General features: G+C 68.9%; 21 protein-coding genes. 12 read left to right on the forward strand and 9 right to left on the reverse strand.

All coding sequences use genetic code 11. The annotated features are described in order from the left end of the window. Positions 1-28 precede the first annotated feature (28 nt). From AC1PLR_RS11735 to AC1PLR_RS11750, 4 genes are all read left to right on the forward strand, one after another. Positions 29-1030 (forward strand): ArsR/SmtB family transcription factor, encoded by a 1002-nt coding sequence (locus tag AC1PLR_RS11735; protein ID WP_481101097.1) that lies wholly within the window; start codon positions 29-31, stop codon positions 1028-1030. Next, complete coding sequence (locus AC1PLR_RS11740) at positions 1027-2172, forward strand: homocysteine S-methyltransferase family protein (protein WP_481101098.1); 1146 nt, start codon at positions 1027-1029, stop codon at positions 2170-2172. Before AC1PLR_RS11735 ends, AC1PLR_RS11740 begins: the two co-directional genes overlap by 4 nt. A gap of 73 nt (positions 2173-2245) precedes the next feature. Beyond that, positions 2246-5008, forward strand: coding sequence for a methionine synthase (metH, locus tag AC1PLR_RS11745; protein WP_481101099.1), 2763 nt, complete (start codon positions 2246-2248; stop codon positions 5006-5008). 79 nt (positions 5009-5087) lie between these two features. Then, positions 5088-5999, forward strand: a complete 912-nt coding sequence (locus tag AC1PLR_RS11750; RefSeq protein ID WP_481101100.1) for an NAD-dependent epimerase/dehydratase family protein — start codon at positions 5088-5090, stop codon at positions 5997-5999. Between the two features lie 261 nt (positions 6000-6260). Here the strand turns inward: AC1PLR_RS11750 and AC1PLR_RS11755 are convergent, their stop codons facing one another. The 7 genes from AC1PLR_RS11755 to AC1PLR_RS11785 all read right to left on the reverse strand — a co-directional run bounded on the left by AC1PLR_RS11755 (position 6261) and on the right by AC1PLR_RS11785 (position 13206). Beyond that, complete coding sequence (locus tag AC1PLR_RS11755) at positions 6261-7109, reverse strand: transporter (RefSeq protein ID WP_481101101.1); 849 nt, start codon at positions 7107-7109, stop codon at positions 6261-6263. A gap of 40 nt (positions 7110-7149) precedes the next feature. Next, a complete protein-coding gene (locus AC1PLR_RS11760) occupies positions 7150-9285 on the reverse strand; it encodes an acyltransferase family protein (protein ID WP_481101102.1) in 2136 nt (711 codons plus the stop codon). Positions 9286-9287: 2 nt separating this feature from the next. Beyond that, a complete protein-coding gene (locus AC1PLR_RS11765) occupies positions 9288-9977 on the reverse strand; it encodes a DUF2058 domain-containing protein (RefSeq protein ID WP_481101103.1) in 690 nt (229 codons plus the stop codon). A 27-nt stretch (positions 9978-10004) separates the two neighbouring features. Then, positions 10005-10241, reverse strand: a complete 237-nt coding sequence (locus AC1PLR_RS11770) for a SlyX family protein (protein ID WP_010344225.1) — start codon at positions 10239-10241, stop codon at positions 10005-10007. Beyond that, entirely contained in the window at positions 10231-11577 is a 1347-nt protein-coding gene (locus AC1PLR_RS11775) for a UDP-glucose dehydrogenase family protein (RefSeq protein WP_481101104.1), read from the reverse strand. Before AC1PLR_RS11775 ends, AC1PLR_RS11770 begins: the two co-directional genes overlap by 11 nt. Before the next feature lie 15 nt (positions 11578-11592). Then, positions 11593-12543, reverse strand: a complete 951-nt coding sequence (locus AC1PLR_RS11780; protein ID WP_019799764.1) for an FKBP-type peptidyl-prolyl cis-trans isomerase — start codon at positions 12541-12543, stop codon at positions 11593-11595. A 96-nt stretch (positions 12544-12639) separates the two neighbouring features. After that, the gene (locus AC1PLR_RS11785; protein ID WP_244667192.1) at positions 12640-13206 is read right to left on the reverse strand and encodes a glutathione peroxidase; all 567 of its coding nucleotides are present in this window, start codon (positions 13204-13206) and stop codon (positions 12640-12642) included. Positions 13207-13334: 128 nt separating this feature from the next. Between AC1PLR_RS11785 and AC1PLR_RS11790 the strand changes: the two genes are divergently transcribed. The 7 genes from AC1PLR_RS11790 to AC1PLR_RS11820 all read left to right on the forward strand — a co-directional run bounded on the left by AC1PLR_RS11790 (position 13335) and on the right by AC1PLR_RS11820 (position 17873). Continuing rightward, the gene (locus AC1PLR_RS11790; protein WP_010344229.1) at positions 13335-13577 is read left to right on the forward strand and encodes a hypothetical protein; all 243 of its coding nucleotides are present in this window, start codon (positions 13335-13337) and stop codon (positions 13575-13577) included. 2 nt (positions 13578-13579) lie between these two features. Further along, complete coding sequence (locus tag AC1PLR_RS11795) at positions 13580-13942, forward strand: GntR family transcriptional regulator (protein ID WP_481101105.1); 363 nt, start codon at positions 13580-13582, stop codon at positions 13940-13942. After that, entirely contained in the window at positions 13939-14820 is an 882-nt protein-coding gene (locus AC1PLR_RS11800; RefSeq protein WP_209031284.1) for an ABC transporter ATP-binding protein, read from the forward strand. Before AC1PLR_RS11795 ends, AC1PLR_RS11800 begins: the two co-directional genes overlap by 4 nt. Next, positions 14817-15809: an ABC transporter permease gene (locus AC1PLR_RS11805; RefSeq protein ID WP_481101106.1), complete on the forward strand. Its 993-nt coding sequence runs from the start codon at positions 14817-14819 to the stop codon at positions 15807-15809. The genes AC1PLR_RS11800 and AC1PLR_RS11805 overlap by 4 nt, the downstream gene beginning before the upstream one ends. A 43-nt stretch (positions 15810-15852) precedes the next feature. Beyond that, a complete protein-coding gene (locus tag AC1PLR_RS11810; protein ID WP_010344233.1) occupies positions 15853-16677 on the forward strand; it encodes a DUF4097 family beta strand repeat-containing protein in 825 nt (274 codons plus the stop codon). Positions 16678-16718: 41 nt separating this feature from the next. After that, positions 16719-17279: a DUF2884 family protein gene (locus tag AC1PLR_RS11815; protein WP_010344234.1), complete on the forward strand. Its 561-nt coding sequence runs from the start codon at positions 16719-16721 to the stop codon at positions 17277-17279. A 153-nt stretch (positions 17280-17432) separates the two neighbouring features. Further along, complete coding sequence (locus AC1PLR_RS11820; protein ID WP_420009662.1) at positions 17433-17873, forward strand: hypothetical protein; 441 nt, start codon at positions 17433-17435, stop codon at positions 17871-17873. A gap of 224 nt (positions 17874-18097) precedes the next feature. Here the strand turns inward: AC1PLR_RS11820 and AC1PLR_RS11825 are convergent, their stop codons facing one another. Then, positions 18098-19531, reverse strand: a complete 1434-nt coding sequence (locus AC1PLR_RS11825) for a class II fumarate hydratase (protein WP_481101107.1) — start codon at positions 19529-19531, stop codon at positions 18098-18100. Positions 19532-19856: 325 nt separating this feature from the next. Then, on the reverse strand, positions 19857-20849 hold the full coding sequence (locus tag AC1PLR_RS11830) for a YiiG family protein (protein ID WP_481101108.1): 993 nt from the start codon (positions 20847-20849) through the stop codon (positions 19857-19859). Between the two features lie 372 nt (positions 20850-21221). On the opposite strand from AC1PLR_RS11830, the gene AC1PLR_RS11835 reads away from it, so the two are divergent. Continuing rightward, on the forward strand, positions 21222-22541 hold the full coding sequence (locus AC1PLR_RS11835; RefSeq protein WP_481101109.1) for a hemolysin family protein: 1320 nt from the start codon (positions 21222-21224) through the stop codon (positions 22539-22541). The last annotated feature ends 13 nt before the right edge of the window (positions 22542-22554 follow it).

A 22554-nucleotide genomic window follows, 5' to 3' on the forward strand; every position in this document is an offset into this window, starting at 1 on the left:
ATCTCTATATCGCGATAGGAAGATATTTATGGATCTGGAGGACTGGTCGTCCCGGCTGAAGGTCTTCGCCGACGCCACCCGCGTGCGCCTGCTGGCGCTGCTGGAGCAGGAGGAGCTGACCGTGGCCGAGCTGTCGGCCATCACCCGCCTGGCGCAGCCGCGGGTCTCGACCCACCTGGCCAAGCTCAAGGAGGCCGGGCTGGTGCGCGACCGTCGCGCCGGCGTGTCGGCCTATTATCGCTTCGACGAGACCCTGCTGGACCCGGCCCAGCGTGCGCTGTGGCTGGCGCTGAGTACCGGCAGCGACGACCCGCTGCTGCGCCAGGATGCCGAGCGCGTGGCCGCAGTGCTGGCCAACCGCGCCGCCGACCAGAACTGGGCCGACTCGGTGGCCGGCGACATGGAACGCCACTATTCGCCCGGCCGCACCTGGGAAGCGCTGGCGCGCACGGCCCTGCCGCTGCTGGAAACCGGCGACGTGCTCGACATCGCCTCCGGCGACGGCGTGCTGGCCGAACTGGTGGCGCCGCACGCGCGCCGCTACGTCTGCATCGACACCAGCGCGCGGGTGGTGGCCGCGGCCAGCGAGCGCCTGCGCCGGCTCGGCAACGTGGAAGTGCGCGAGGGCGACATGCACGCCCTGCCCTTCGCCGACGCCAGCTTCGACCTGGTGGTGATGATGCACGCCCTGACCTACGCCACCAAGCCGGCGCAGGCGGTGTGCGAATCGGCGCGGGTGCTGCGCCCAGGCGGACGCCTGCTGCTGTGCAGTCTGGCGCGCCACGAACACAAGGCCGCGGTGCAGGCCTACGGCCACGTCAACCTCGGCTTTTCGGCCAAGGAACTGCGCAAGTTCGTCGGCAAGGCCGGTCTCGAGGTCTCCAGCCTGGAAACCGTGACCCGCGAGAAGCGCCCGCCGCACTTTGAGGTGATTTCGTTGATTGCGGGGAAGCCGGGAATCGGGAATGGGGAATCGGGAATCGAAAAAGCAACCGCCAAGGCCAAGGTGGCCGCAGGAGATGTCGCATGAGCGCCGTCGCTCCTCCCCCATTCCCCATTCCCCATTCCCCACTCCCGGCCTCCCAATGGCTCCACCCCCAGCGGGCCGAGGCGCTGCTGCAGGCCCTCTCCGAGCGGATCCTGATCATCGATGGCGCGATGGGCACGATGATCCAGCGCCATGGGCTGCAGGAGGCCGACTATCGCGGCGAGCGCTTCGCCGAGGGCTACGACGCGCAGGCCGGGCACGTGCACGGCCTGGGCTGCGACCACGCGCCGCAGGGCCACGATCTGAAGGGCAACAACGACCTGTTGCTGCTGACCCGGCCGGAGGTGATCGCCGAGATCCACCGCGCCTACCTCGATGCCGGCGCCGACCTGCTGGAGACCAACACCTTCAACGCGACATCGATCAGCCAGGCCGACTACCACCTGGAGCACCTGGTCTACGAACTCAACAAGGCCGGCGCGCAGGTCGCGCGCGCCTGCTGCGACGCGGTCGAGGCGCTGACGCCGGACAAGCCGCGGTTCGTGATCGGCGTGCTCGGCCCGACCAGCCGCACCGCCTCAATCAGCCCGGACGTCAACGACCCCGGCTTCCGCAACACCAGCTTCGACGAACTGCGGGCCACCTACCGCGAAGCGATCGACGGCCTGATCGACGGCGGCGCCGACACGCTGATGGTGGAGACCATCTTCGACACGCTCAACGCCAAGGCCGCGCTGTACGCGATCGAGGAAGTGTTCGACGCGCGCGGCGGGCGCCTGCCGGTGATGATCTCCGGCACCATCACCGACGCCTCGGGCCGCACCCTGTCCGGGCAGACCGCCGAAGCGTTCTACGCCTCGGTCGCGCACGGGCGGCCGCTGTCGGTGGGGCTGAACTGCGCGCTCGGCGCCAAGGACCTGCGCCCGCACGTGGAGACCCTGGCGCGGATCGCCGACGGCTACGTCAGCGCCCACCCCAACGCCGGCCTGCCCAACGCCTTCGGCGAATACGACGAGACGCCGGAGGAAATGGCGGCGACGCTGCGCGAGTTCGCCGAGTCCGGGCTGCTGAACCTGGTCGGCGGCTGCTGCGGCACCACCCCGGCGCACATCCGCGCCATCGCCGAGGCGGTGCGCGGGCTGCCGCCGCGCGTGCCGCTGGCGGCGCAGGCGCAGGCCGCCTGATGAACGCCGCGCGCACCCTCGCCGTCGCCACTCGCGTGCGCGCCTGCACCTCCCTGTTTCCGGAACGCTGATCATGTCCTCCGCCCGCCACACCCGCCTGTCCGGCCTGGAGCCGCTGCTGCTGACCCCGGACCTGCTGTTCGTCAACGTCGGCGAGCGCACCAACGTCACCGGCAGCGCGCAGTTCCGCAAGCTGATCAAGGAAGAGCGCTACGAGGAGGCGGTGGAGGTGGCGCGCCAGCAGGTCGCCAACGGCGCGCAGATCCTCGACGTCAACATGGACGAGGGCCTGATCGACTCGGAGAAGGCGATGGTGCGCTTTCTCAACCTGATCATGTCCGAGCCGGACATCGCGCGCATCCCGATCATGGTCGACTCCTCCAAGTGGAGCGTGATCGAGGCCGGGCTGAAGTGCCTGCAGGGCAAGAGCGTGGTCAACTCGATCTCGCTCAAGGAAGGCGAGGCGCAGTTCCTCGAACACGCGCGCAAGGTGCTGCGCTACGGCGCCGCGGCGGTGGTGATGGCCTTCGACGAGGTCGGCCAGGCCGACACCTGCGCGCGCAAGGTGGAGATCTGCACCCGCGCCTACCACATCCTCACCGAGCAGGTCGGGTTCCCGCCGGAAGACATCATCTTCGACCCGAACATCTTCGCCGTGGCGACCGGCATCGAGGAGCACGACAACTACGCGGTCGACTTCATCGAAGCGACCCGCGAGATCAAGCGCACCCTGCCGCACTGCCACGTCTCCGGCGGCGTCTCCAACGTGTCGTTCTCGTTCCGCGGCAACGAGACCGTGCGCCAGGCGATCCATTCGGTGTTCCTGTACCACGCCATCGCCGCCGGCATGGACATGGGCATCGTCAACGCCGGCGGCATGCCGATCTACGACGACCTGGATGCGGACCTGCGCGAGCGCGTGGAGGACGTGATCCTCAACCGCCGCCGCGACGCCACCGAACGCCTGCTGGACATCGCCGAGCGTTACAAAAAAGCAGGGAATCGGGATGCGGGAATCGGGAATCGGGAAAAGCTGGCGTGGCGCGAGAAGACGGTGCGCGAGCGGTTGAGCCATGCGCTGGTGCATGGCATCGACGAGTTCGTCGAGGTCGATACCGAGGAAGCGCGGCAGCAGGCCGCGCGCCCGCTGGACGTGATCGAAGGCCCGCTGATGGACGGCATGAACGTGGTCGGCGACCTGTTCGGCGCCGGCAAGATGTTCCTGCCGCAGGTGGTGAAGTCGGCGCGGGTGATGAAGAAGGCGGTCGCCTACCTGCTGCCCTACATCGAGGCGGAAAAGCTGCGCAGCGGCGACACCGGCAAGTCCAACGGCAAGATCATCATGGCCACGGTCAAGGGCGACGTGCACGACATCGGCAAGAACATCGTCGGCGTGGTCCTGGCCTGCAACAACTTCGACGTGATCGACCTGGGGGTGATGGTGCCCACCCAGACCATCCTCGACCGCGCCCGTGCCGAGAACGCCGACATCATCGGCCTGTCCGGGCTGATCACCCCGTCGCTGGAAGAGATGACCCACGTCGCCCGCGAAATGCAGCGGCAAGGCTTCTCGATGCCGCTGCTGATCGGCGGCGCCACCACCTCGCGCGCGCATACCGCGCTGAAGATCGACCCGCACTATGCGGCGCCGACGGTGTGGGTGAAGGACGCCTCGCGCGCGGTCGGCGTGGCGCAATCGCTGATCTCGCGCGACCTGCGCGCGGCCTTCGTCGCCGCCAACGATGCCGACTACGCCGAGATCCGCCAGCGCCACAAGAACCGCGGCGACGCCAAGCGCCTGGTGTCGCTCGCCCACGCGCGCGGCCAGCGCTTCGACGGCGGCTGGGACGCCTACACCCCACCCGCGCCGCGCCAGCCCGGCCTGCACGTGTTCGACGACTACCCGCTGGACGACCTGGTCCCGCTGATCGACTGGACCCCGTTCTTCCAGGCCTGGGAACTGGCCGGCAAGTTCCCGGCGATCCTCACCGACGAGATCGTCGGCCAGCAGGCCAGCGAGCTGTACCAGGACGCACGGGCGATGCTGCAGCGGATCGTCGCCGAGAAATGGCTGACCGCCAAGGCCGTGTTCGGGCTATGGCCGGCGCAGTCGGTGGGCGATGACGTTGTGGTCCTGACGGACCGGCAATCGGGAGACGGGAATGGGGAATCGCCGAGCGGGACTGCGTCGCTCGACCATTCCCGATTCTCCATTCCCCATTCCCTGCACTTCCTGCGCCAACAGGTCGACAAGCCCGCCGAGCGCCCGGACTTCTGCCTGGCCGACTTCATCGCCCCGCGCGACAGCGGCAGGCAGGACTGGATCGGTGCCTTCGCGGTCACCGCCGGCATCGGCATCGAGCCGCACGTGGCGCGCTTCGAGGCCGCGCACGACGACTACAACGCGATCCTGCTCAAGGCCCTGGCCGACCGCCTGGCCGAGGCGCTGGCCGAACGCCTGCACCAGCGCGTGCGCACCGAGTTCTGGGGCTACGCCGACGACGAGGCGCTGGACAACGAGGCGCTGATCGCCGAGCGCTACCGCGGCATCCGTCCCGCGCCCGGCTACCCGGCCTGCCCCGACCACAGCGAGAAGCAGACCCTGTTCGCGCTGCTCGACGCCGGACGCAACGCCGACATGTCGCTGACCGAGAGCTTCGCGATGCTGCCGACCGCGGCAGTGTCCGGTTACTACTTCAGCCACCCGCAGAGCCAGTATTTCGTGGTCGGCCGGCTGGGCAAGGACCAGCTCGCCGACTACGCCCGGCGCAAGGGCGTCTCGCTGCAACAGGCCGAGCGCTGGCTGGCGTCGAACCTGGATTACGATCCGGAGTGAGCCGGGACCCGCCGCCGCTGCGCGCACCATCGCCTGCATCGGCACTCCCCAACCGCCTTCGCGCCCATCGCCGATGCCCATGTCCATCGCGTCCCCGCTGAAGATCGTGGTCACCGGCAGTGCCGGCCGGGTCGGCCGCGCGATCCACATCCGGCTCTCCCGCGAGCACCGCGTCAGCGGCCTCGACCGCACGCCCTGCTCCACCGCCGACTGGGTCGGCGACCTCGACGATGCCGCGCTGCTGGCGCGGGCGCTGCAGGGCGCCGACGCGGTGATCCACACCGCCGCGCTTCATGCACCGCACGTCGCGCATGTACCGGCGACGCGCTTCCGCCAAGTCAACGTCGACGGCACACGCCGCGTGCTGGATGCCGCCACGGCGGCCGGCGTGCGCCGCATCGTGTTCACCAGTACCACCGCGCTGTACGGCAGCGCCGCCACGCCCGAGGGCACCGCGGCCTGGGTCGACGAGACACTGGCGCCGCAGCCGCAGACCATCTACCACCACACCAAGCTGGAGGCCGAGGCGCTGCTGCGCGAGGCCGCCGACCAGGGCGGGCCGAGCGTGCGCATCCTGCGCATGTCGCGCTGCTTCCCGGAGCCGGTCAACGTGATGGCCGCGTTCCGCCTGCATCGCGGCATCGACGCGCGCGACGTGGCCGAGGCCCATGCCGCGGCATTGCGGCACGCCGGGCCGGCGAGCGCGACGTTCGTGATTTCCGGCGCCACGCCGTTCCAGCGCGAGGATTGCGCCGAACTGCACCGCGCGGCGCCGGCGGTCCTGCGACGTCGCGCACCCGAGTTGGTGGACGCATTCAAGCAACGCGGCTGGACGCTCCCGGAGCGGATCGACCGCGTCTACTCGGCACAGCACGCGATGCAGGCGCTGGATTGGCGACCGCGCTACGGTTTCGAGGAGGTGCTGGTGCAGTACGACCAGCACGTCCCGGAGGTCCTGCCGCCCGGCGATGGCACGGCCGCGCGCGAGTAGGCATGCGACGGCAGGGACAAGAATCTCGCGCACTCCAGCGCCACGAGACGCTTCGCGCCGACCCTCACCCCGACCCCTCTCCCGACAGGAGAGGGCTTCGGCTTTTCCCTTCTCCCCTCGGGACCATGGCCCCCTTTTCGGGGGAAGGTGCCCCGAAGGGGCGGATGAGGGTGCGGGGCGCAGCCACGTCAACCCAAACACCACCAGACGCTTCGCGCCGACCCTCACCCCAACCCCTCTCCCGACGGGAGAGGCTCGGACTCAGCGCAGCAACACCGAAATGCCGAGGCCGCCCTGCCAGTCCGGGGTCTGCGACGACAGGCCGCGCAGCACCGACACATCCAGTTGCACACGCTTGGCGAACAGCCAGGTGACGCCGCTGCCGAGCGCGCGCATGTCGTCCTCGCCGCCGCCGATGCCGGCCTCGACGTAGGCGCTCAGGGTGTCTCCGGCGTAGAAGGTATAGCTCGGCGACACGCTCCAGCCGGAGCCGTCCTCGCTGTCGCTGACATTGCCGTACAGCGCCAGGCTGCGCCCCCCGGGCAGGTCCCAGCCGGCGCTTACGCCCAGGTCGTAGCGGTGGCCGGCGTCGCCGTACGGCGCGCGCCCGACCGGCAGGCTGGCGCTGCCGAGCAGCGCCCAAGTGAAGCCGTCGCTGGCGCTCGGCAGCGCCTGCTTGATGCCGACGCTGGCGTCGCCACCGCTGTGCCCGCGCCGATCCTGCCCGCCGCCGCGCACGCGTTGCCAGACCTGGCTGTCGATCGCCAGCTGCAGTTCGGTGCTCGCGCTCAGGCCGAACCGCAGGCGGCTGTTGGCGACGTACTCGGTGCTGCGCACGTCGCCGTCGCGGTCGTAGCTGCCGTCGAAGAACGCCTGCTCCCAGGCCACCTGGCCGCGCTGCAGGGTGGTCGAGGCGAAGCCGATGCCGGGCCGGTCGAACGCGGGCGCGTCCTCGGCGCAGGCGACACCGGCGGCACCGGCATGGGCGGCCAGCAGCAGCGCCCCACGCAACAGCGCATCGCCTCGACGGCGCAACCGCGGCCGACGACAGGCAACGGATGGCGGGACGACCGGCGATAGCCGCGGCGCGACGAAACGTGGAACGGGCATGCGCGAACTCCTTGCGACGCGGGAGGCGCAGGGCTGCGCCTCAGGGCACCGGCGGCGAGTTTGCCTGAATCGCAGCGAAATGGGACGTGAAGCCTGGCAGCAGCACGCGATTGCCGTAGCCGCTGAGGTGATCGGCATCGAAGAACAACGGACGCCCGTCGCGGCGGCCGCTGCACTGCTGCGCGTCGCACAGCAGCGGCAGCGGATCCCACACCGAGGCATGCGGCAGTTGCGCGGCGATGCGCTGCAGGCTCTGCAGCACCGGCGCGCGGTAGCGCTCCATGGTCGCGCGCGGGATCGGGATGCCGTGCGCGCAGATCGGATTGCCGCGGTTGAACCAGTCCGAACAGCGGTACGGCGGCGCGCGCAGCACCGGCTTGGGCGCCTCGAAGACGATGCGCACGCCGCGCTGCGCCAGCGGCTGCAACAGCGCCACCGCGGCCGTTTCGCCCGCGCTGCGCGCGGCCTGTGCGGCGGCGCCCTCCTGCTCGGCGATCACCGCCGTCTCGTCGAACAGGCGGTCCTGGTCGGCCAGCCGCAGCACCCGCAGCGCGGGCAGGAACAACACGTCGCCCTCGCGCGCATGCGCGGCGACGTCGGCCAGGGTGCTGCGTTCGTAGGCCTGGCAACCGGGATTGCCGGCCTGCCAGGCCTGCAGGCCGACGATCGGGCAACCGCCGACGCCGTACAGGCGCACCGGCACCCCGCTCTGCAACGCGAAGCGCCGCAGCAGTTCGTTGTAGGCCAGCGCATGCGAGTCGCCGGCGACGAACAACTGGCCGCCATCGCGGTTGTGCAGCGTGCAGGCACCGCGCTCGAACAGCTTGGCGCTGCCCACCTGCACCGGCACCTGGCGCGTCTGCAGCGTGCACTGCGGGAACTCCCGGCGCAGGCCCTTGGCATACGCGTACCAATCCAGCGGATGCCGGCTGACCGTGCTCAGCCCGTAGTAACGCTGGGTGTCCTGCAGCAGCGCCTGCATGCCGGCGGCGAGCAGCACCAGCCCCAATCCGGCGACGATGGTCCGCGCCGGCGTGCGTGCGCGGCCGATCCGGCCATGCCGCCACGGTAGTTCCACCCAGCGGTACGAGGCCAGCGCCAGTACCGCCACCAGCAGCAGCGCCGCGACCCTGGTCGACGCCGAGTCCAGGCCCACGGTCCAACGCAGCAGCACGAACACCGGCCAGTGCCACAGATACAGCGAGTAGGACACGCGGCCGATCGCCACCGGCACGCGATGGGCCAGCGCGCAGCGGGTCCAGCCCGCGGGGGCACCGTGCAGCAACGCCAGCAGACCGAGCGTGCCCAGCACCGGCCACAGCCCATCCGGCCACGGCGAGTGGCCGGGACGCGCACGCCACAGGCCGACCGCGACCGCGCCCAGCGCCGCCGCCAGCAGCGGCGAGCGCCAGGTCCAGGCGCCCGGCGGCGGCGCCTGCGTGCCGGCGTCGAAGCGTCCGCGCAATGCCAGCACCTGGTACAGCAGCACGCCGCTGCCGAGTTGCCAGAAGCGTGCGGTAGTCAGGTAGAACGCCGCCGCCGCATCGCCGGCATCGCGACTGCGCAACCAGGCGAACGCCAGCGAGGCAGCCGAGGCCAGCGCCACCAGCAGCGTCGACCAGACCCGGCCGCGGCCGCCGCGGTTCCAGGCCAGGAACAGCAGCGGGAACAGCAGATAGAACTGCTCCTCCACGCCCAGCGACCAGGTGTGGGTGTACGGATTGAATTCGGCCTTAGGCGAGAAGTAGTCGTTGCCGGTCGCGGCCAGCACCCAGTTGCTGAGGCCGACGAAGGCCATGCGCCCGGTCTTGGCGCTGGTCTCGCTGAGCCAAGACTCGGGAATGAACAGGCCGCTGGCCAACGCCGTGACCAGCAGGCACGCGACCAGTGCCGGCGCGATGCGGCGCATGCGCCGCGCGTAGAACTGCGCGAACACGCCCAACTGTCCGGCCGCCGGCAGGCGCTGCAGCGAGGCGCTGACCACGAAGCCGGAGATCACGAAGAACATGTCCACGCCGGCGAACCCGCCCGGCAGCCACGCCGCATCGAGGTGGTAGGCGATCACCGCCAGTACCGCGATCGCGCGCAGCCCGTCCACGTATGGCAGGTAGCCGCCCGCGTGCGGCGGCGTGCGCAGACGCCCGGCGTCCTGCGTGCCCGTCCCTGGCAGCGCCACGCTTACCAGACCAGATCGTCGGGGATCTGGTACTTCGGGTCCGCGTAGGGGTCTTCCTCGGCCGGCGCGTTCGGGTCGACCCGCAGCGCGACCGCCGCCGGGAAGATCGCTTCGGCCTGGTCGAGCAGCGCCGCGGTCACCAGCAAATAGCGGCCGTTCTGCTGCAGCACGCCCAGTTCGCCGGCGTTGAGCGCCTTGAGCTGGTCGGCGGTGACGTAGATGCGCTTGATCTTGCCGCCATAGGGGAAATGGCGGGCGATGTCGGCCTCGGCGTGGTTCAGCGCCTGGCCCTTGAGCAGTTCGTCGAGCTTGGCCCGCGCCTCACGGCGCAGGCGCGCTTCTTCCTGTTTCTGCCGCTCGGCTTCGATGCGCTCGTCCTTCTCGCGCTGGGCGCGGATCGCGTAGGCCTTGGCCAGATCGATGTCCTCGCGGCTGCGCGGCGGCCGCGCCGGCTGGCCAGCCGCGCCCTGCGGCTTGCCGTGGCCATTGCCGTGCGGATGGCCACGCCCGCTGCCGGGCTTGCCGGCATTGGGCGCGCCGCCGGGAGCGCGCTCGCCGCGCGCCCCCGCCGGTGCCGGGCGCTGGCCCGGCCGTCCCTGCGGCCGCGGCGCGGCAGGCGGGGCCTTGCGTTCGGGTTTCGGCGCAGGCTTGAAGCCCAGGCCCAGCAATTGCTCGCGGAGGGTATCGCTCATCGGGACGGCATCGGTCGGTTCGGGGGATCAGTAATGCGGCGGCGGCGGTTCGTCGGCCGGGTCGGCGTAGAGCGTGCTGCGCACCTTGCCCAGATCCTCGAGCAGGTGACGCAGCAACTCGGCGTTGCGCTGGCTTTCGATCCGCGCTTCGGCCAGGGCATCGCTCATTTCCGCCAGCGCCTGCTCCTGGAAGGAGAGGCGCGTTTCCAGCTCGATCAGGCGGTTCTCCAGCAACCGATCCTGGGTGGAAAAATCATGCTGCATGGATCGAACGTCCGCGGCCGATGCCGTAGTACGCCAGGCCGAAGCTCTCGATTTCCTGCGGATCGTAGAGATTGCGGCCATCGAACACCACCGCATCGCCGATCAGCTCCTTCATGCGGGTGAAGTCCGGGCTGCGGAACTGCTTCCATTCGGTGACCACTGCCAGCGCATCGGCGCCTTCCAGCGCATCGAAGGCATCCTCGCAGAAGTGCAGATCGTCGCGCTCGCCGAAGATGCGCTTGGCCTCGTCGGTCGCCTCCGGATCGTAGGCGCGGACCGTTGCGCCCGCTTCCCACAGTTGCGCCAGCAGGCGACGGCTGGAGGCGGCACGCATGTCGTCGGTGTTGGGCTTGAACGCCAGGCCCCACACCGCGAAGGTCTTGCCCTTGAGCGACTGCGCCGCGCCGTAGTGGCGCTGGATCAGTTCGTACAGATGGCCCTTCTGCGCCTCGTTGACCGCCTCCACCGCATCCAGCAGTCTGGGCGTGTGACCGTACTGCTGCGCGGTGCGCGCCAGGGCCTGCACGTCCTTGGGGAAACACGAGCCGCCGTAGCCGGCGCCCGGGTAGATGAAGTGCCAGCCGATACGCGGATCCGAGCCGATGCCCTGGCGCACCTTCTCCACGTCGGCGCCGACGCGCTCGGCGATGTTGGCGATCTCGTTCATGAAACTGATCTTGGTCGCCAGCATCGCGTTGGCCGCATACTTGGTCAGTTCGGCCGAGCGCACGTCCATCTCCACGATGCGGTCGTGGTTGCGGTTGAACGGCGCGTACAGGCGACGCAGGCGCGCGGCCGAGCCGGGCTTGCTGCTGCCGATGACGATGCGGTCCGGCCGCATGCAGTCGGCGACCGCATCGCCCTCCTTCAGGAACTCCGGATTGGAGACCACGTCGAAGTCGATCGCTTCGCCGCGCGCTTCCAGCTCGGCGGCGATCGCCGCACGCACCTTGTCCGCGGTGCCCACCGGCACCGTGGATTTGTTGACCACGATGGTCGGCCCCTGGATGTGCTGGCCGATGGTGCGGGCCACTGCCAGGACGTACTGCAGATCTGCGCTACCGTCCTCGTCCGGCGGCGTACCGACGGCGATGAACACGATATCCCCATGCGCGATGGCGCTGGCCGCATCGGTGGTGAAGAACAGCCTCCGTGCGGCGTGGTTGGCCTTGACCATCGGCGAGAGGCCAGGCTCGTAAATCGGGACCACGCCCTTGTTGAGCCCATCCACTTTGGCCTGGTCGATGTCTACGCACACCACGTGGTGGCCGACTTCGGCCAGACAGGTTCCGGTGACGAGCCCGACATAGCCGGTGCCGAATATCGCTACGCGCATGTAATCTCCTTTCGGTTATTGAAGGATGTTCAAAAGTTCCACGTCGAAGGTCAACATCGCATCCGGGCCGATCGGGCCGCCCGGCGTTCCCTGCGGGCCGTAGCCCAGGTTGGACGGAATCCAGAAGCGGTACTTGGATCCCACCGGCATCAGCGCCACGCCCTCGCTCCAGCCCGGCACGACCTGGTTGAGCGCGAACTCGGCCGGCTGGCCGTTCTTGTACGAGCTGTCGAAGACGGTGCCGTCGAGCAGCTTGCCTTCGTAGTTCACCCGCACCTTGCTGGTGGAGGTGGGCCGCGGGCCGCTGCCTTCGCGCAGCACCATGTACTGCAGGCCGGACGGGGTGGTGATCACGCCCTTCTGGTTCTTGTTCTGCGCCAGGAAGGCATTGCCTTCCTGCTTGTTCTTGGTCGCCACCGCGGCCTGCTTGGACGCACCGAAGGCCTGCAGCGTGGCCATCGCCTGCTCCTGGGTCATCGCGGTCTGGCCCTTGGCGAACACCGTGCGCACCGCGCCCATCAGCGTCGGCAGATCGATGTCGTTCTGGATCCGCGCCAGCGACGGACCGACCGCACGGTCGCCCAGCATCAGGCCCACGTTCTCCTTGGACACCGGCGGCGGCTGCGTGCCCGGCGCCATGCCCGGCACCGGCTGGCCGTTGCGCGCGGCCAGCTGCGTGCGCAGCGCGGTATCGGTGGCCTGGGTCTGCTCATCGGACAGCAGCGGCTTGCCCTGCTTGAAGGCGTTCTCGATCGCGCGCTGCATCGCGTCCACGTCGATGTCCTGGGCGATGGGCTCGAACGAGCGCGCCACATCCATGCCGATCGCGTAGCTGACCTTCTGCTTTTCCGTGCTCAGCGTCGTCGCCGTGCTGCCGGCCGCCGGCGCCTGCGCGGACGCATGACCGGCGACCATCGCCATCCCCACCACCAGCGACGCCACGGCGCCGCGCATTCCCATCTTCATTCGCTACTTTCCCTGGAAGTGAACTGTGTACTGGATGCGCCGGGGTGGCGCGGAGACCGGCATTGTCGCACGCGCGGCCGAGATGTTGACCCGCTTTCAGTGCGACGCCGGCTGCGCTTTCAGTTCGCGTTCGATGGCACTGCGCAAGGCCGGATCGTCGGGCGTGACCTTGCTCGGAAATTGCGCGACCACGTGCCCGTCGCGCGCGATCAGATACTTGTGGAAATTCCAGCCCGGCGCCACGCCGGTGGCCTGGGTCAGTTGCTTGTACAGCGGCGTCGCGTCGTCGCCGATCACATGCACCTTCTCGAACATCGGGAACTTCACCCCATAGGTGAGCGTGCAGAATTCCTGGATCTGCTTCTCCGATCCGGGCTCCTGGCCCTTGAAGTCGTTGGACGGGAAGCCGAGCACGCTGAAGCCCTGCGCCGCGTACTGCTGCTGCAGCTTCTCCAGGCCGTCGTACTGCGGGGTGTAGCCGCACTTGCTGGCGGTGTTGACCACCAGCAGCACCTTGCCGCCGTAGGTCTTGTTCAGGTTCACCTTGTCCTTGCCGGCCAGCGGACGGTAGTCCCGGTCCAGCAAGGAGCCCGCCCAGGCACTGCCGACGGTGCCGGCAGCGGCCAGGATCGCGAGGAAAAACAGACGCTTGGAAAATTTCATGAGGCACCGTCAGAGAAAAGGGGAAGTCGCGGGCAACTAGGTCGGAAGTTGGGTCCGCAGCGTGTTGACATGCCGTGTAACGGTGTTATAGTTAAATACAACACCACTCACCCAGAGCAGGTCCCACGATGAACCTCAAACGCCTCCAGCGCAGTCTTCCGGCCCTGGTCATCGTCGGCACCCTGCTCTGCGCGAGCTGGATCGGCGCCCAACGCCACCAGGGACGGCCGCTGGATTATGGCGCCAGCACGCCGCACGACGACAGCGCCGCCGGCGCCGCACCTTCTACCGTCCCGGCGGTGCGGCGTCTGCGGGCCTCGCTGTCCGTGCCTTATTTCTCCTTCGCGCGCACCCTGCGCCCACGGAGCTGACCATGAGCGATATCCAATGGAGCGACGGCGCTCCGATCTACCGCCAGCTGAAGGACCGGGTCATCGCGATGATGCTCGACGGCATCCTCAAGCCCGGCGACGCCCTGCCCTCGGTGCGCCAGGTGGCCGCCGAATACCAGCTCAACCCGATCACCGTCTCGCGCGCCTACCAGGAACTGGCCGACGAGGCCCTGGTCGAGAAGCGCCGCGGGCTGGGCATGTTCATGACCGAGGAAGCGGCGCATAAGCTGCGCGGCAGCGAACGCGATCGCTTCCTCAACGAAGAGTGGCCCCTGGTGCTGGAACGCATCCAGCGCCTGGGCCTGACATTGGAAGACTTGTTGCCACCGGGGAAAACGCCATGACTGCCGCTGTCGCCGCATCCGAATCCGTCGTCTACGCGCAGGGGTTGCGCAAGACCTACAACCACAAGCCGGCCCTGGCCGATGCGTCCTTCACCATCGCGCCCGGTCGCATTGTCGGCCTGATCGGCCCCAACGGCGCCGGCAAGACCACCGCATTGAAGGCGGTGCTGGGCCTGACCGCCGTGGAAGGCGAACTGCGCGTGCTGGGGATGGACCCGCGCAAGCAGCGCGACGCGCTGATGAACGAGGTGTGCTTCATCGCCGACGTGGCGGTGCTGCCGCGCTGGATGCGGGTGAGCGAGGCGATCGACTTCGTCGCAGGCGTGCATCCGCGTTTCGATCGCGCCAAGTGCGAGCGCTTCCTGGCCAACACCAAGCTCTCGCCCAAGCTGCGGGTGCGCGAGATGTCCAAGGGCATGATCGTGCAGTTGCACCTGGCGCTGGTGATGGCGATCGACGCGCGCCTGCTGGTGCTGGACGAGCCGACCCTGGGCCTGGACATCCTGTACCGCAAGGAGTTCTACCAGCGCCTGCTGGAAGACTATTTCGACGAGCAGAAGACCATCGTCATCACCACCCACCAGGTGGAGGAGATCGAGCACATCCTCACCGACGTGCTGTTCATCCGCGACGGCCGCATCGTGCTCAGCGCCGACATGGAGCACATGGCCACCCGCTACACCGAACTGCTGGTGCCGGCCGAGCGCATCGAGGCGGCGCGCGCGCTGCAGCCGATCGACGAACGCGGCCTGCCGTTCGGCAAGTCGGTGTTCCTGTACGACGGCGTGCCGCAGGCGCAGTTGGCTGCGCTCGGCGAAACCCGCACTCCCGGCCTGGCCGACCTGTTCGTCGCCATCATGAAGGGCACCTACGCATGAACGCTCCCGCCAAGACAATTTCTCCCCTGTCCACCTTCAAGTGGCTGCTCAAGCGCGAGTTCTGGGAACACCGCGGCGGCTTCCTGTGGGCGCCGGTCATCACCGGCGGCATCGTCGCCACGCTGTACACGGTGCTGTCGATCATCGGCAGCATCGCCGGCCGCAACCATGGCGGCAGCTCGCGCCTGAACGACGTGCAGTGGGATGGCCAGGCCGCGAACGCCCACCAGATCATCGGCGCGGTCGGCGACGGCACCATGCTCGCCGGCGTGGTCCTGGCCTGCATCGTGGTCGGCTTCGTGGTGTTCTTCTATGCGCTGGGCGCGCTGTACGACGACCGTCGCGACCGCAGCGTGCTGTTCTGGAAGTCGCTGCCGCTGTCGGACACCAGCACCGTGCTGTCCAAGGCCGCCTGGGCGCTGTTGCTGGCGCCGCTGCTGGCGATCGGCGTCGGCCTGCTGATCGGCCTGGCGCTGTGGGTGGTCACCGCGCTGACCCTGTCGGTCAACGGCATCCCGCAGAGCACCGCGGTGTTCACCGAATCGCACCCGCTGCGCATCATCGGCATGGTCCTGGCCGCACTGCCGGTGCAGGTGCTGTGGTCGTTGCCGGCGATCGGCTGGCTGATGCTGTGCTCGGCCTGGGCGCGCAGCAAGCCGTTCCTGTGGGCGGTGCTGATCCCGATCCTGGGCTGCGTGACCGCCAGCATGATGGGCATCCTGCCGATGCTCAACGTCAACCACAACCTGATCTGGTACACCGTGGTCTATCGCGGCCTGCTCAGCGTGCTGCCGGGCAGCTGGGGTCCGGTGCTGAACGAACAGGTGGCCGAAACCCACATCAGCGGTCCGCAGGACCTGGTCAACGCGATCCATCTCGGCGACACCTGGGTGCTGTTCCGCGATGCCGACCTGTGGATCGGCGCCGCGGTCGGCGTGGCCTTCATCGTCGCGGCGATCTACGTGCGCCGCTGGCGCGACGAAGCCTGATCGCAACGCCGCCTCCCTTCCCTTTTCCGCAAGGAGTTTCCCGATGCACAAGACCCTCGCCCTGTGTGCCCTGCTGTCGCTGCCGGCCGTCGCCATGGCCGACGACTGCAAGTATTCCGAACCGCGCGAACTGAAGCTGGACCTGGCCGGCGTCAAGTCGGTGCTGCTGGACGTGCAGCAGAACGACCTCAAGCTCACCGGCGCCAGCGGCGGCGACTCCACCCTGCGCGGCCGCGCCTGCGCCTCCGACGCGGACATGCTCAAAGAGCTGACCCTGCGCCAGCGTCACGACGGCGACACTCTGGTGGTGACGCTGAAGCACGAGGGCAAGATCCACGGCATCAGCGTCGGCAACCGCTACGCCTATCTCAACGTCGCCGGCAGCATCCCGGCCAACCTGCCGGTACAGCTGCAACTGGGCTCGGGCGATGCCGAGATCAGCGGCGTGGCCTCCCTCGACGCCAAGATCGGCTCCGGCGACCTGCATGCGCAGAACATCCGCGGTGCGGTCAGCGCCACGGTCGGCTCCGGCGACATCGAACTGCGCAATGTCGGCAGCGTGGCCCTGCCGACGCTGGGCTCGGGCGACGTCAAGGCCGATCAGGTCGGCGGCGACGTCAAGGTCGGCACGGTCGGCTCCGGCGACCTGACCGTGCACGGGGTGCGCGGCAGCGTGCAGGTCGACAGCGTCGGCTCCGGCGACGTGCAACTGCGCGATGTCAGCGGCAGCGTCGCGGTGCAGACCGTGGGTTCCGGCGACCTGGATGTCGGCACCGTCGGCGGCAACCTGAGCGTGCAGAAGGTCGGCAGCGGCGACGTCACCCACCACGGCGTGCGCGGCAGCATCAACCTGCCCAAACCGCGCTGATCCGACGCGCCACTTTCTCCCTTCCGCACGAGGACACGCCCATGCAATTCCGTTCCCTGTCCCTGGCCGGTGTCGCCCTGGCCGTGCTGTTCTCGCTCAGCGCCTGCCAGCGCTCGGCCTCGTCGAACGACCGCGTCGTGGTCGATCACGGCGGCGCGCAAAGCCTGACCTTCCTCAACGGCGACCTCACCCTGAAGGCCAATGGCCAGCCGCCGGCCACCATCACCCGCGACGGCAAGCTGTTGATCGACGGCAAGCCGGTCGCCCTGGACGCCGAGCAGCAGCGCCTGCTGCTGGCCTACCGCAGCCAGATCGAAGCGGTGGGCAAGCAAGGCGTGGAGGTCGGCAAGGCCGGTGCGGCGCTGGGCGTCAAAGCGGCCGGCGATGCGATCAGCGGCGTGCTCAGCGGCGACACCGACCATATCGGCGAGCGGGTCGAGGCGCAGGCCGACAAGATCAAGCAGGCCGCGCTGAAAATCTGCGACCAGGTCGCCGCGCTGCGCGCCGCGCAGGATGCGCTGATGGAAAAGGTGCCGGCGTTCCGTCCGTATTCCACGCTGGAAGACAGCGACGTGCGCGACTGCAAGCACTCGGCGGCGTAAGGCCGCCACGCCGACCCGGTGCGCGCGCGCGTGCCGGGCCGGCCCTGCATGGCCTGCGGCGAGCGCTCGGATGGTCCCTGCGACATGCGGCCGCACGCCGCGCCGCGCCCACACGCTCTAGAATGGGTGGCATTCCCCCGCTCCATCGCCGCCATGAAGAAGACGCTGTTCGCCTGGTTCTCGCTGCTGTCGCTGTGCCTGCTGCTCGCCGCCTGCGGCGGACGCGGCGGCGAGACCGCCTCCTCGCGCGCCGAGCGCAGCAAGCCGCGCGTGGCGGTGGACAGCATGAACGTGATGCTGCGTCGCGCCCCGGCCGCCAACGCCACCATCGGCCCCGATGGCAGCCTGCGCATCGACGACATCGAACTGCCGCTGCCCCCCGCGCAGCGCACCGAACTGCAGCAGTTGTTCATGCACCTGCAGATGCAGCGCCAGCGCACCCTGGAGACCGCGACGCCGGACCCGAACATGCGCTCAGTCGGCTTCGCGCCGACCCCGGAGATCACCGAAGCGCAGGCGGCGGTGTTGCGCGACATTCCCTCGCTGCAGCCATACCGCGACAGCTTCGGCAATCTGCAGGCCGAGCGCCGCTGAGGCGTGCTCGCGCGCGCAAGTGCCGGCACAAGAGCGCCTCCAGTAACGATGGAGGCCTTCCTGTAGGAGCGGCTTCAGCCGCGATGGGCCTTCCCGGTAAAGCCCATCGCGGCTGAAGCCGCTCCTACACAGGGGCTTGCGATGCGGTGTCTGGGCGCGATGTGGGAGGGACGTCAGTCCCGACGGCTGCCAGGTTCAACCCCCAGCATGCGCTCCGTCGCGGCTCAGCCACCGCCCCCCGCACCGGCATGAATACCGCCTTCGGTCAGCGCAGCCGGGTCCAGCAACCGGCGCAGTTCGTCCTCGCCGAGGCCGCTGTCTTCCTTGGCCACCTCCAGCACCGGCCGGTTCTCCTTGTAGGCACGCTTGGCGATCGCCGCGGCCTTTTCGTAGCCGATGATCGGGTTCAAGGCGGTGACCAGGATCGGGTTGCGGTCCAGCGCTTCGCGCACCCGCTCCTCGCGCACCTTGAGCCCGGCGATCGCCGAATCGGCCAGGAGCACCGACACGTTGCCCAGCAACTGGATCGACTCCAGCAGGTTGGCGGCGATCAGCGGCAGGGTCACGTTCAACTGGAAGTTGCCGGTCTGCCCGGCCACGGTGATCGCGGTGTGGTGGCCGATGACCTGCGCACAGGCCATCACCGTGGCTTCGGGAATCACCGGATTGACCTTGCCCGGCATGATCGAGCTGCCCGGCTGCAACGCCGGCAATTCGATCTCGCCGAGGCCGGCCAGCGGCCCGGCATTCATCCAACGCAGGTCGTTGGCGATCTTGATCAGCGCCACCGCCAGCGCATTGAGCTGGCCGGACAGTTCCACCGCATCGTCCTGCGCGGCCAGGCCCTCGAACTTGTTCTCGGCGCTCTCGAAGGTAACGTCGGTCAGTGCCGACAGCGCCTTGGCGACCTTGCCGCCGAAGCGCGGATCGGCGTTGATGCCGGTGCCGATGGCGGTGCCGCCCAGCGGCAGCCGGCGCAGGCGCTTGAGGCTGTCGTCGATGCGCGCCTGCGCCGACACCAGTTGCGCCGACCAGGCGCCGAATTCCTGGCCGAAGGTCAGCGGCATCGCGTCCATCAGATGGGTGCGCCCGGTCTTGACCACGCCGTGCAGTTGCTTGGCGCGTTTGTCGATGGTCTTGCGCAGGTGCTTGAGCGCGGGCAGCAGGTGCTCGCGCGCAGCGAGCAACGCAGCGACGCGGATCGCGGTCGGCACCACGTCGTTGGAACTCTGGCCGAGGTTGACGTGGTCGTTGGGATGCACCGTCGGCAGCGCCTTGCTGCCGTTCTTGCCCTCGGCCTTGGCGCTGCGATTGGCCAGCGTGGCGATGACCTCGTTGGCGTTCATGTTCGACGAGGTGCCCGACCCGGTCTGGTAGATGTCGATCGGGAAGTGCGCGTCGTGGCGGCCGTCGGCCACCTCCAGCGCCGCGGCGTGGATCGCCTTGGCGACCGCCTTCGGCAGCAGGTCCAGGTCGGCGTTGACCCCGGCCGCGGCGGCCTTGATCAGGCCCAGCGCGCGGATGAAGCCGCGCGGCATCGGGCGCCCGGACACCGGAAAGTTCTGCACCGCACGCTGGGTCTGCGCTCCCCACAAGGCCTCTGCAGGCACCTGCAGTTCGCCCATGCTGTCGTGTTCGACCCTGAATGTGTCACTCATCGCGCAATCTCCGCATCTGCAAAAAGGAATCCATCGGCACCGTCGTCGGACGTCCGGGGAGGCAGGCTGGCGGGATGGCGGCTGGCGCACGCATTATCCGCGGCGCAGCGCCCGGCGTCAGCAGTGTGCGCCGGCGGATGTTAGGAATGTCTGGAGGCGTGCCAGGCGCGCGAGCGCGGTGATCGGCGGATGCAGGCGGTCGACGCGATGCCTGTCGACGGTACGCAGTGGCCGGCCGAAGCGCCGGCAAGACGCCATGGCACGCAGGGCGGCCACGGCGACCGCGGCGGCGGGACCGGCGGCATTGCGCCGCCGGCCCGCACGCTCAGCGCTGCCGGTTGCTCTGGAACACGAGGTCGTTGTAGCTCTTCATCAAGCGTGCCGGCGAGCCTTCCGGCGCGACGATCGGGTTGTCCAGCGCGCGCTGCTCGAATGCGCTGTAAGGAATCTTTTCCGCCACCCGCTTGATCCGCGCCTTGGATTCCTTGCGGAAGTTCTCGGCGGCGGTTTCGAAACCGCTCCAGTCGGACTTGCCCGGCTCCTGGTTGGCGACCTTGGCGTGCGCCTCGTCGGACAGGCGGTTGAAATCGGCCACCAGCGCCGTGGCCTTGGCGGTGTCGAAGTCGTCGTTATGCATCAGCCCGACGATGTCCTTGGCCTCGAGCATCATCGACAGCCGGTAGAAGTCGCGGGTACGGCCCTCGGCCTTCTCCATCGCCTTCAACTGCTCGCGCTGCGCGGCGTCGTTCTGCGCCTCCAGTTCGTGGCTGAAGGCGTCACTGGCCTCGTGGAATTCGGACAGCGCGGCCATCAGCGGCGCATGCAGTTGCTTGCCCTTGGCGAACTGATCGTCCTGGTAGTCCTCGCGGTCGTAGTAGTCGCGGGCCTGGTTGGCCAGCGGCTGCAGCGTCTTCAATGCGGCCAGATAGCGCTTGGCCGCCGCATCCAGCGCCGGCAACGCCGGCTTGGCCGCGATCGCCTCGGTCATCGGCGCGTCGCACTGCTTCATGGCGTACTCGTCGATCGGGGCGGGCCCGTACACCCTGGTTTCCTTGCCGGTGGGGCCGGCCTTGGGGTCGGCCATCCAGCCGATATATTGCTGCGCGCCTTCGTGGATGGACCCGTCGACCTTGTTGAAGCACTCGATGTAGGCGTTGAGCTTGCGGGTCAAGGCCTGGTCCGCTTCGTCGGCGGCGGCGTCTGCGGGAGCATGGCTGGCATCGGTGTCGGTGGGCGTGGCCGAGGGCTTGCCGCCACAGGCGGTGAGGAAAACGGACACAGCGGCGGCCAGCGTCGCAAGACGCAAAGAAGATGTCATGGGGAAATAGCGAGGTTGAAAACGGTTACAGAAAGTCTAGCAAACGAAAAGATCGTCGTGGCGTGATGGCTGAGTGCGGGGATTCGGGAGTGGGGATTGGGGATTGGTAACAGCGGTTCTGCGTGCCGATCCATGGTGCATGTCGCTGCGCTGCCTTGTGACCGAATGCGCGAGACGGCGCGTGCGGGCGCCGCCATCGCGGCGCATCGGCTAGACTCCGATGACGTATCACCGATGGAACTTCCACGCCGCCATGGGCGACGATTCAGACTGTAGATGCCGGCGCATGCTGCGCCGGGCCACCCTCCCCGCCGTTTCCATCCTGCCCGCCTGGCGCTCTGACGCCCCAGCGACGCGCGCCGGGGAACGCACATGATCGGCAACCTCCTGCTGTTGGCGCTGGCGATGCTGCTGGTGCTGCTCAACGGCTTCTTCGTCGCCGCCGAGTTCGCCCTGGTCAAGCTGCGCCACACCCAGGCGGTGGGGCTGGCCGAGCATCACGGCTGGCGCGGGCGCCTGCTGCTCAACGTGCACGGCCACCTCGACGCCTACCTGTCGGCCTGCCAACTCGGCATCACCCTGTCCTCGCTGGGCCTGGGCTGGGTCGGCGAGCCGGCCTTCGCGCACCTGCTGCAGCCGCTGTTCGACCTGCTGGGGCTGAGCGAAGAGGCGGCGCGCCTGAGCGCCTTCGTCATCGCCTTCAGCGTCATCTCGTTCCTGCATATCGTGCTCGGCGAACTCGCGCCCAAGTCGATGGCGATCCGCCGCCCGGAGCGCATGTCGCTGTGGACCGCGGCGCCGCTGTACCTGTTCTACTGGGCGATGTATCCGGCGATCTGGCTGCTCAACACCAGCGCCAACGGCTTGCTGAAGGCCGTGGGCTGGGGCGAGGTCGAGCATGCCTCGCACCGCTATTCGCGCGAGGAACTGAAGCTGATCGTCGGCCGCCAGCACCCCGCCGGCGGTGCGCCCGACCACGAACTGACCCTGATGAGCCACGCGCTGGAGCTGCCGGAACTGGTGGCGGGCGATCTGATGCGCGCACGCGACCACCTGAGTGCGTTGCGCGAGGGCATGCCGCTGGAGGCGGTGATGGCCGAGTTCGCCGACAGCCGCTACAGCCGCTATCCGTGGTTCGACCGCGACGGCGAGCAGGTGCTGGGTATCCTGCACATGAAGGACCTGCTGGTGGAGATCGCCCGCGGCCGCCGCAGCGACGACCTGCGCCCGCTGCTGCGCCCGGCCAACCTGATCGCCCTGGAGACGCCGGTGCCGCTGGTGCTGGAGCGCTTCCGCACCGGCGCCACGCACATGGCGCTGTGCGTGGACGAGCACGGCCGCATCCTCGGCTATTTCACTCTGGAAGACCTGCTGGAAGTGGTGGTCGGCGATATCGAGGACGAGCACCCGCACGTGGTCAAGGACGCGCCGACCCGCGGCGCCGACGGCAGCGTGCTGGTGGCCGGCTCGACCTCGATCTTCCGCCTCGAACGCCTGCTCGGTCGCGACCTGCGCGCGCCGGAGCACCTCAACTCGGTGGGCGGGCTGATCGTGCACCAGTTGCAGCGCCTGCCCGAGGAAGGCGAGCGGCTGGAGATCGACGGGCACCTGTTCACGGTCAAGCGCATGGCCGGTCACCGCATCCAGGCGGTGACCGTCCGCCTGGCGCCGGCCGAGGCCGCGCCGACGTAGAATGGCGCCCCCG

The sequence above is a fragment of the Xanthomonas sp. NCPPB 3570 genome (assembly GCF_056725115.1).

Bases quoted from the DNA above. Each gene is read 5' to 3' on its own strand.
- AC1PLR_RS11780 (WP_019799764.1), bottom strand. From the start codon at position 12,543: ATGAAGATGGGAATGCGCGGCGCCGTGGCGTCGCTGGTGGTGGGGATG.
- AC1PLR_RS11820 (WP_420009662.1), top strand. From the start codon at position 17,433: ATGAAGAAGACGCTGTTCGCCTGGTTCTCGCTGCTGTCGCTGTGCCTG.
- AC1PLR_RS11735 (WP_481101097.1), top strand. From the start codon at position 29: ATGGATCTGGAGGACTGGTCGTCCCGGCTGAAGGTCTTCGCCGACGCC.
- AC1PLR_RS11795 (WP_481101105.1), top strand. From the start codon at position 13,580: ATGAGCGATATCCAATGGAGCGACGGCGCTCCGATCTACCGCCAGCTG.
- AC1PLR_RS11825 (WP_481101107.1), bottom strand. From the start codon at position 19,531: ATGAGTGACACATTCAGGGTCGAACACGACAGCATGGGCGAACTGCAG.
- AC1PLR_RS11800 (WP_209031284.1), top strand. From the start codon at position 13,939: ATGACTGCCGCTGTCGCCGCATCCGAATCCGTCGTCTACGCGCAGGGG.
- AC1PLR_RS11770 (WP_010344225.1), bottom strand. From the start codon at position 10,241: ATGCAGCATGATTTTTCCACCCAGGATCGGTTGCTGGAGAACCGCCTG.
- AC1PLR_RS11835 (WP_481101109.1), top strand. From the start codon at position 21,222: ATGATCGGCAACCTCCTGCTGTTGGCGCTGGCGATGCTGCTGGTGCTG.
- metH (WP_481101099.1), top strand. From the start codon at position 2,246: ATGTCCTCCGCCCGCCACACCCGCCTGTCCGGCCTGGAGCCGCTGCTG.
- AC1PLR_RS11765 (WP_481101103.1), bottom strand. From the start codon at position 9,977: ATGAGCGATACCCTCCGCGAGCAATTGCTGGGCCTGGGCTTCAAGCCT.
- AC1PLR_RS11810 (WP_010344233.1), top strand. From the start codon at position 15,853: ATGCACAAGACCCTCGCCCTGTGTGCCCTGCTGTCGCTGCCGGCCGTC.
- AC1PLR_RS11755 (WP_481101101.1), bottom strand. From the start codon at position 7,109: ATGCCCGTTCCACGTTTCGTCGCGCCGCGGCTATCGCCGGTCGTCCCG.
- AC1PLR_RS11785 (WP_244667192.1), bottom strand. From the start codon at position 13,206: ATGAAATTTTCCAAGCGTCTGTTTTTCCTCGCGATCCTGGCCGCTGCC.
- AC1PLR_RS11740 (WP_481101098.1), top strand. From the start codon at position 1,027: ATGAGCGCCGTCGCTCCTCCCCCATTCCCCATTCCCCATTCCCCACTC.
- AC1PLR_RS11805 (WP_481101106.1), top strand. From the start codon at position 14,817: ATGAACGCTCCCGCCAAGACAATTTCTCCCCTGTCCACCTTCAAGTGG.
- AC1PLR_RS11815 (WP_010344234.1), top strand. From the start codon at position 16,719: ATGCAATTCCGTTCCCTGTCCCTGGCCGGTGTCGCCCTGGCCGTGCTG.
- AC1PLR_RS11830 (WP_481101108.1), bottom strand. From the start codon at position 20,849: ATGACATCTTCTTTGCGTCTTGCGACGCTGGCCGCCGCTGTGTCCGTT.
- AC1PLR_RS11790 (WP_010344229.1), top strand. From the start codon at position 13,335: ATGAACCTCAAACGCCTCCAGCGCAGTCTTCCGGCCCTGGTCATCGTC.
- AC1PLR_RS11750 (WP_481101100.1), top strand. From the start codon at position 5,088: ATGTCCATCGCGTCCCCGCTGAAGATCGTGGTCACCGGCAGTGCCGGC.
- AC1PLR_RS11775 (WP_481101104.1), bottom strand. From the start codon at position 11,577: ATGCGCGTAGCGATATTCGGCACCGGCTATGTCGGGCTCGTCACCGGA.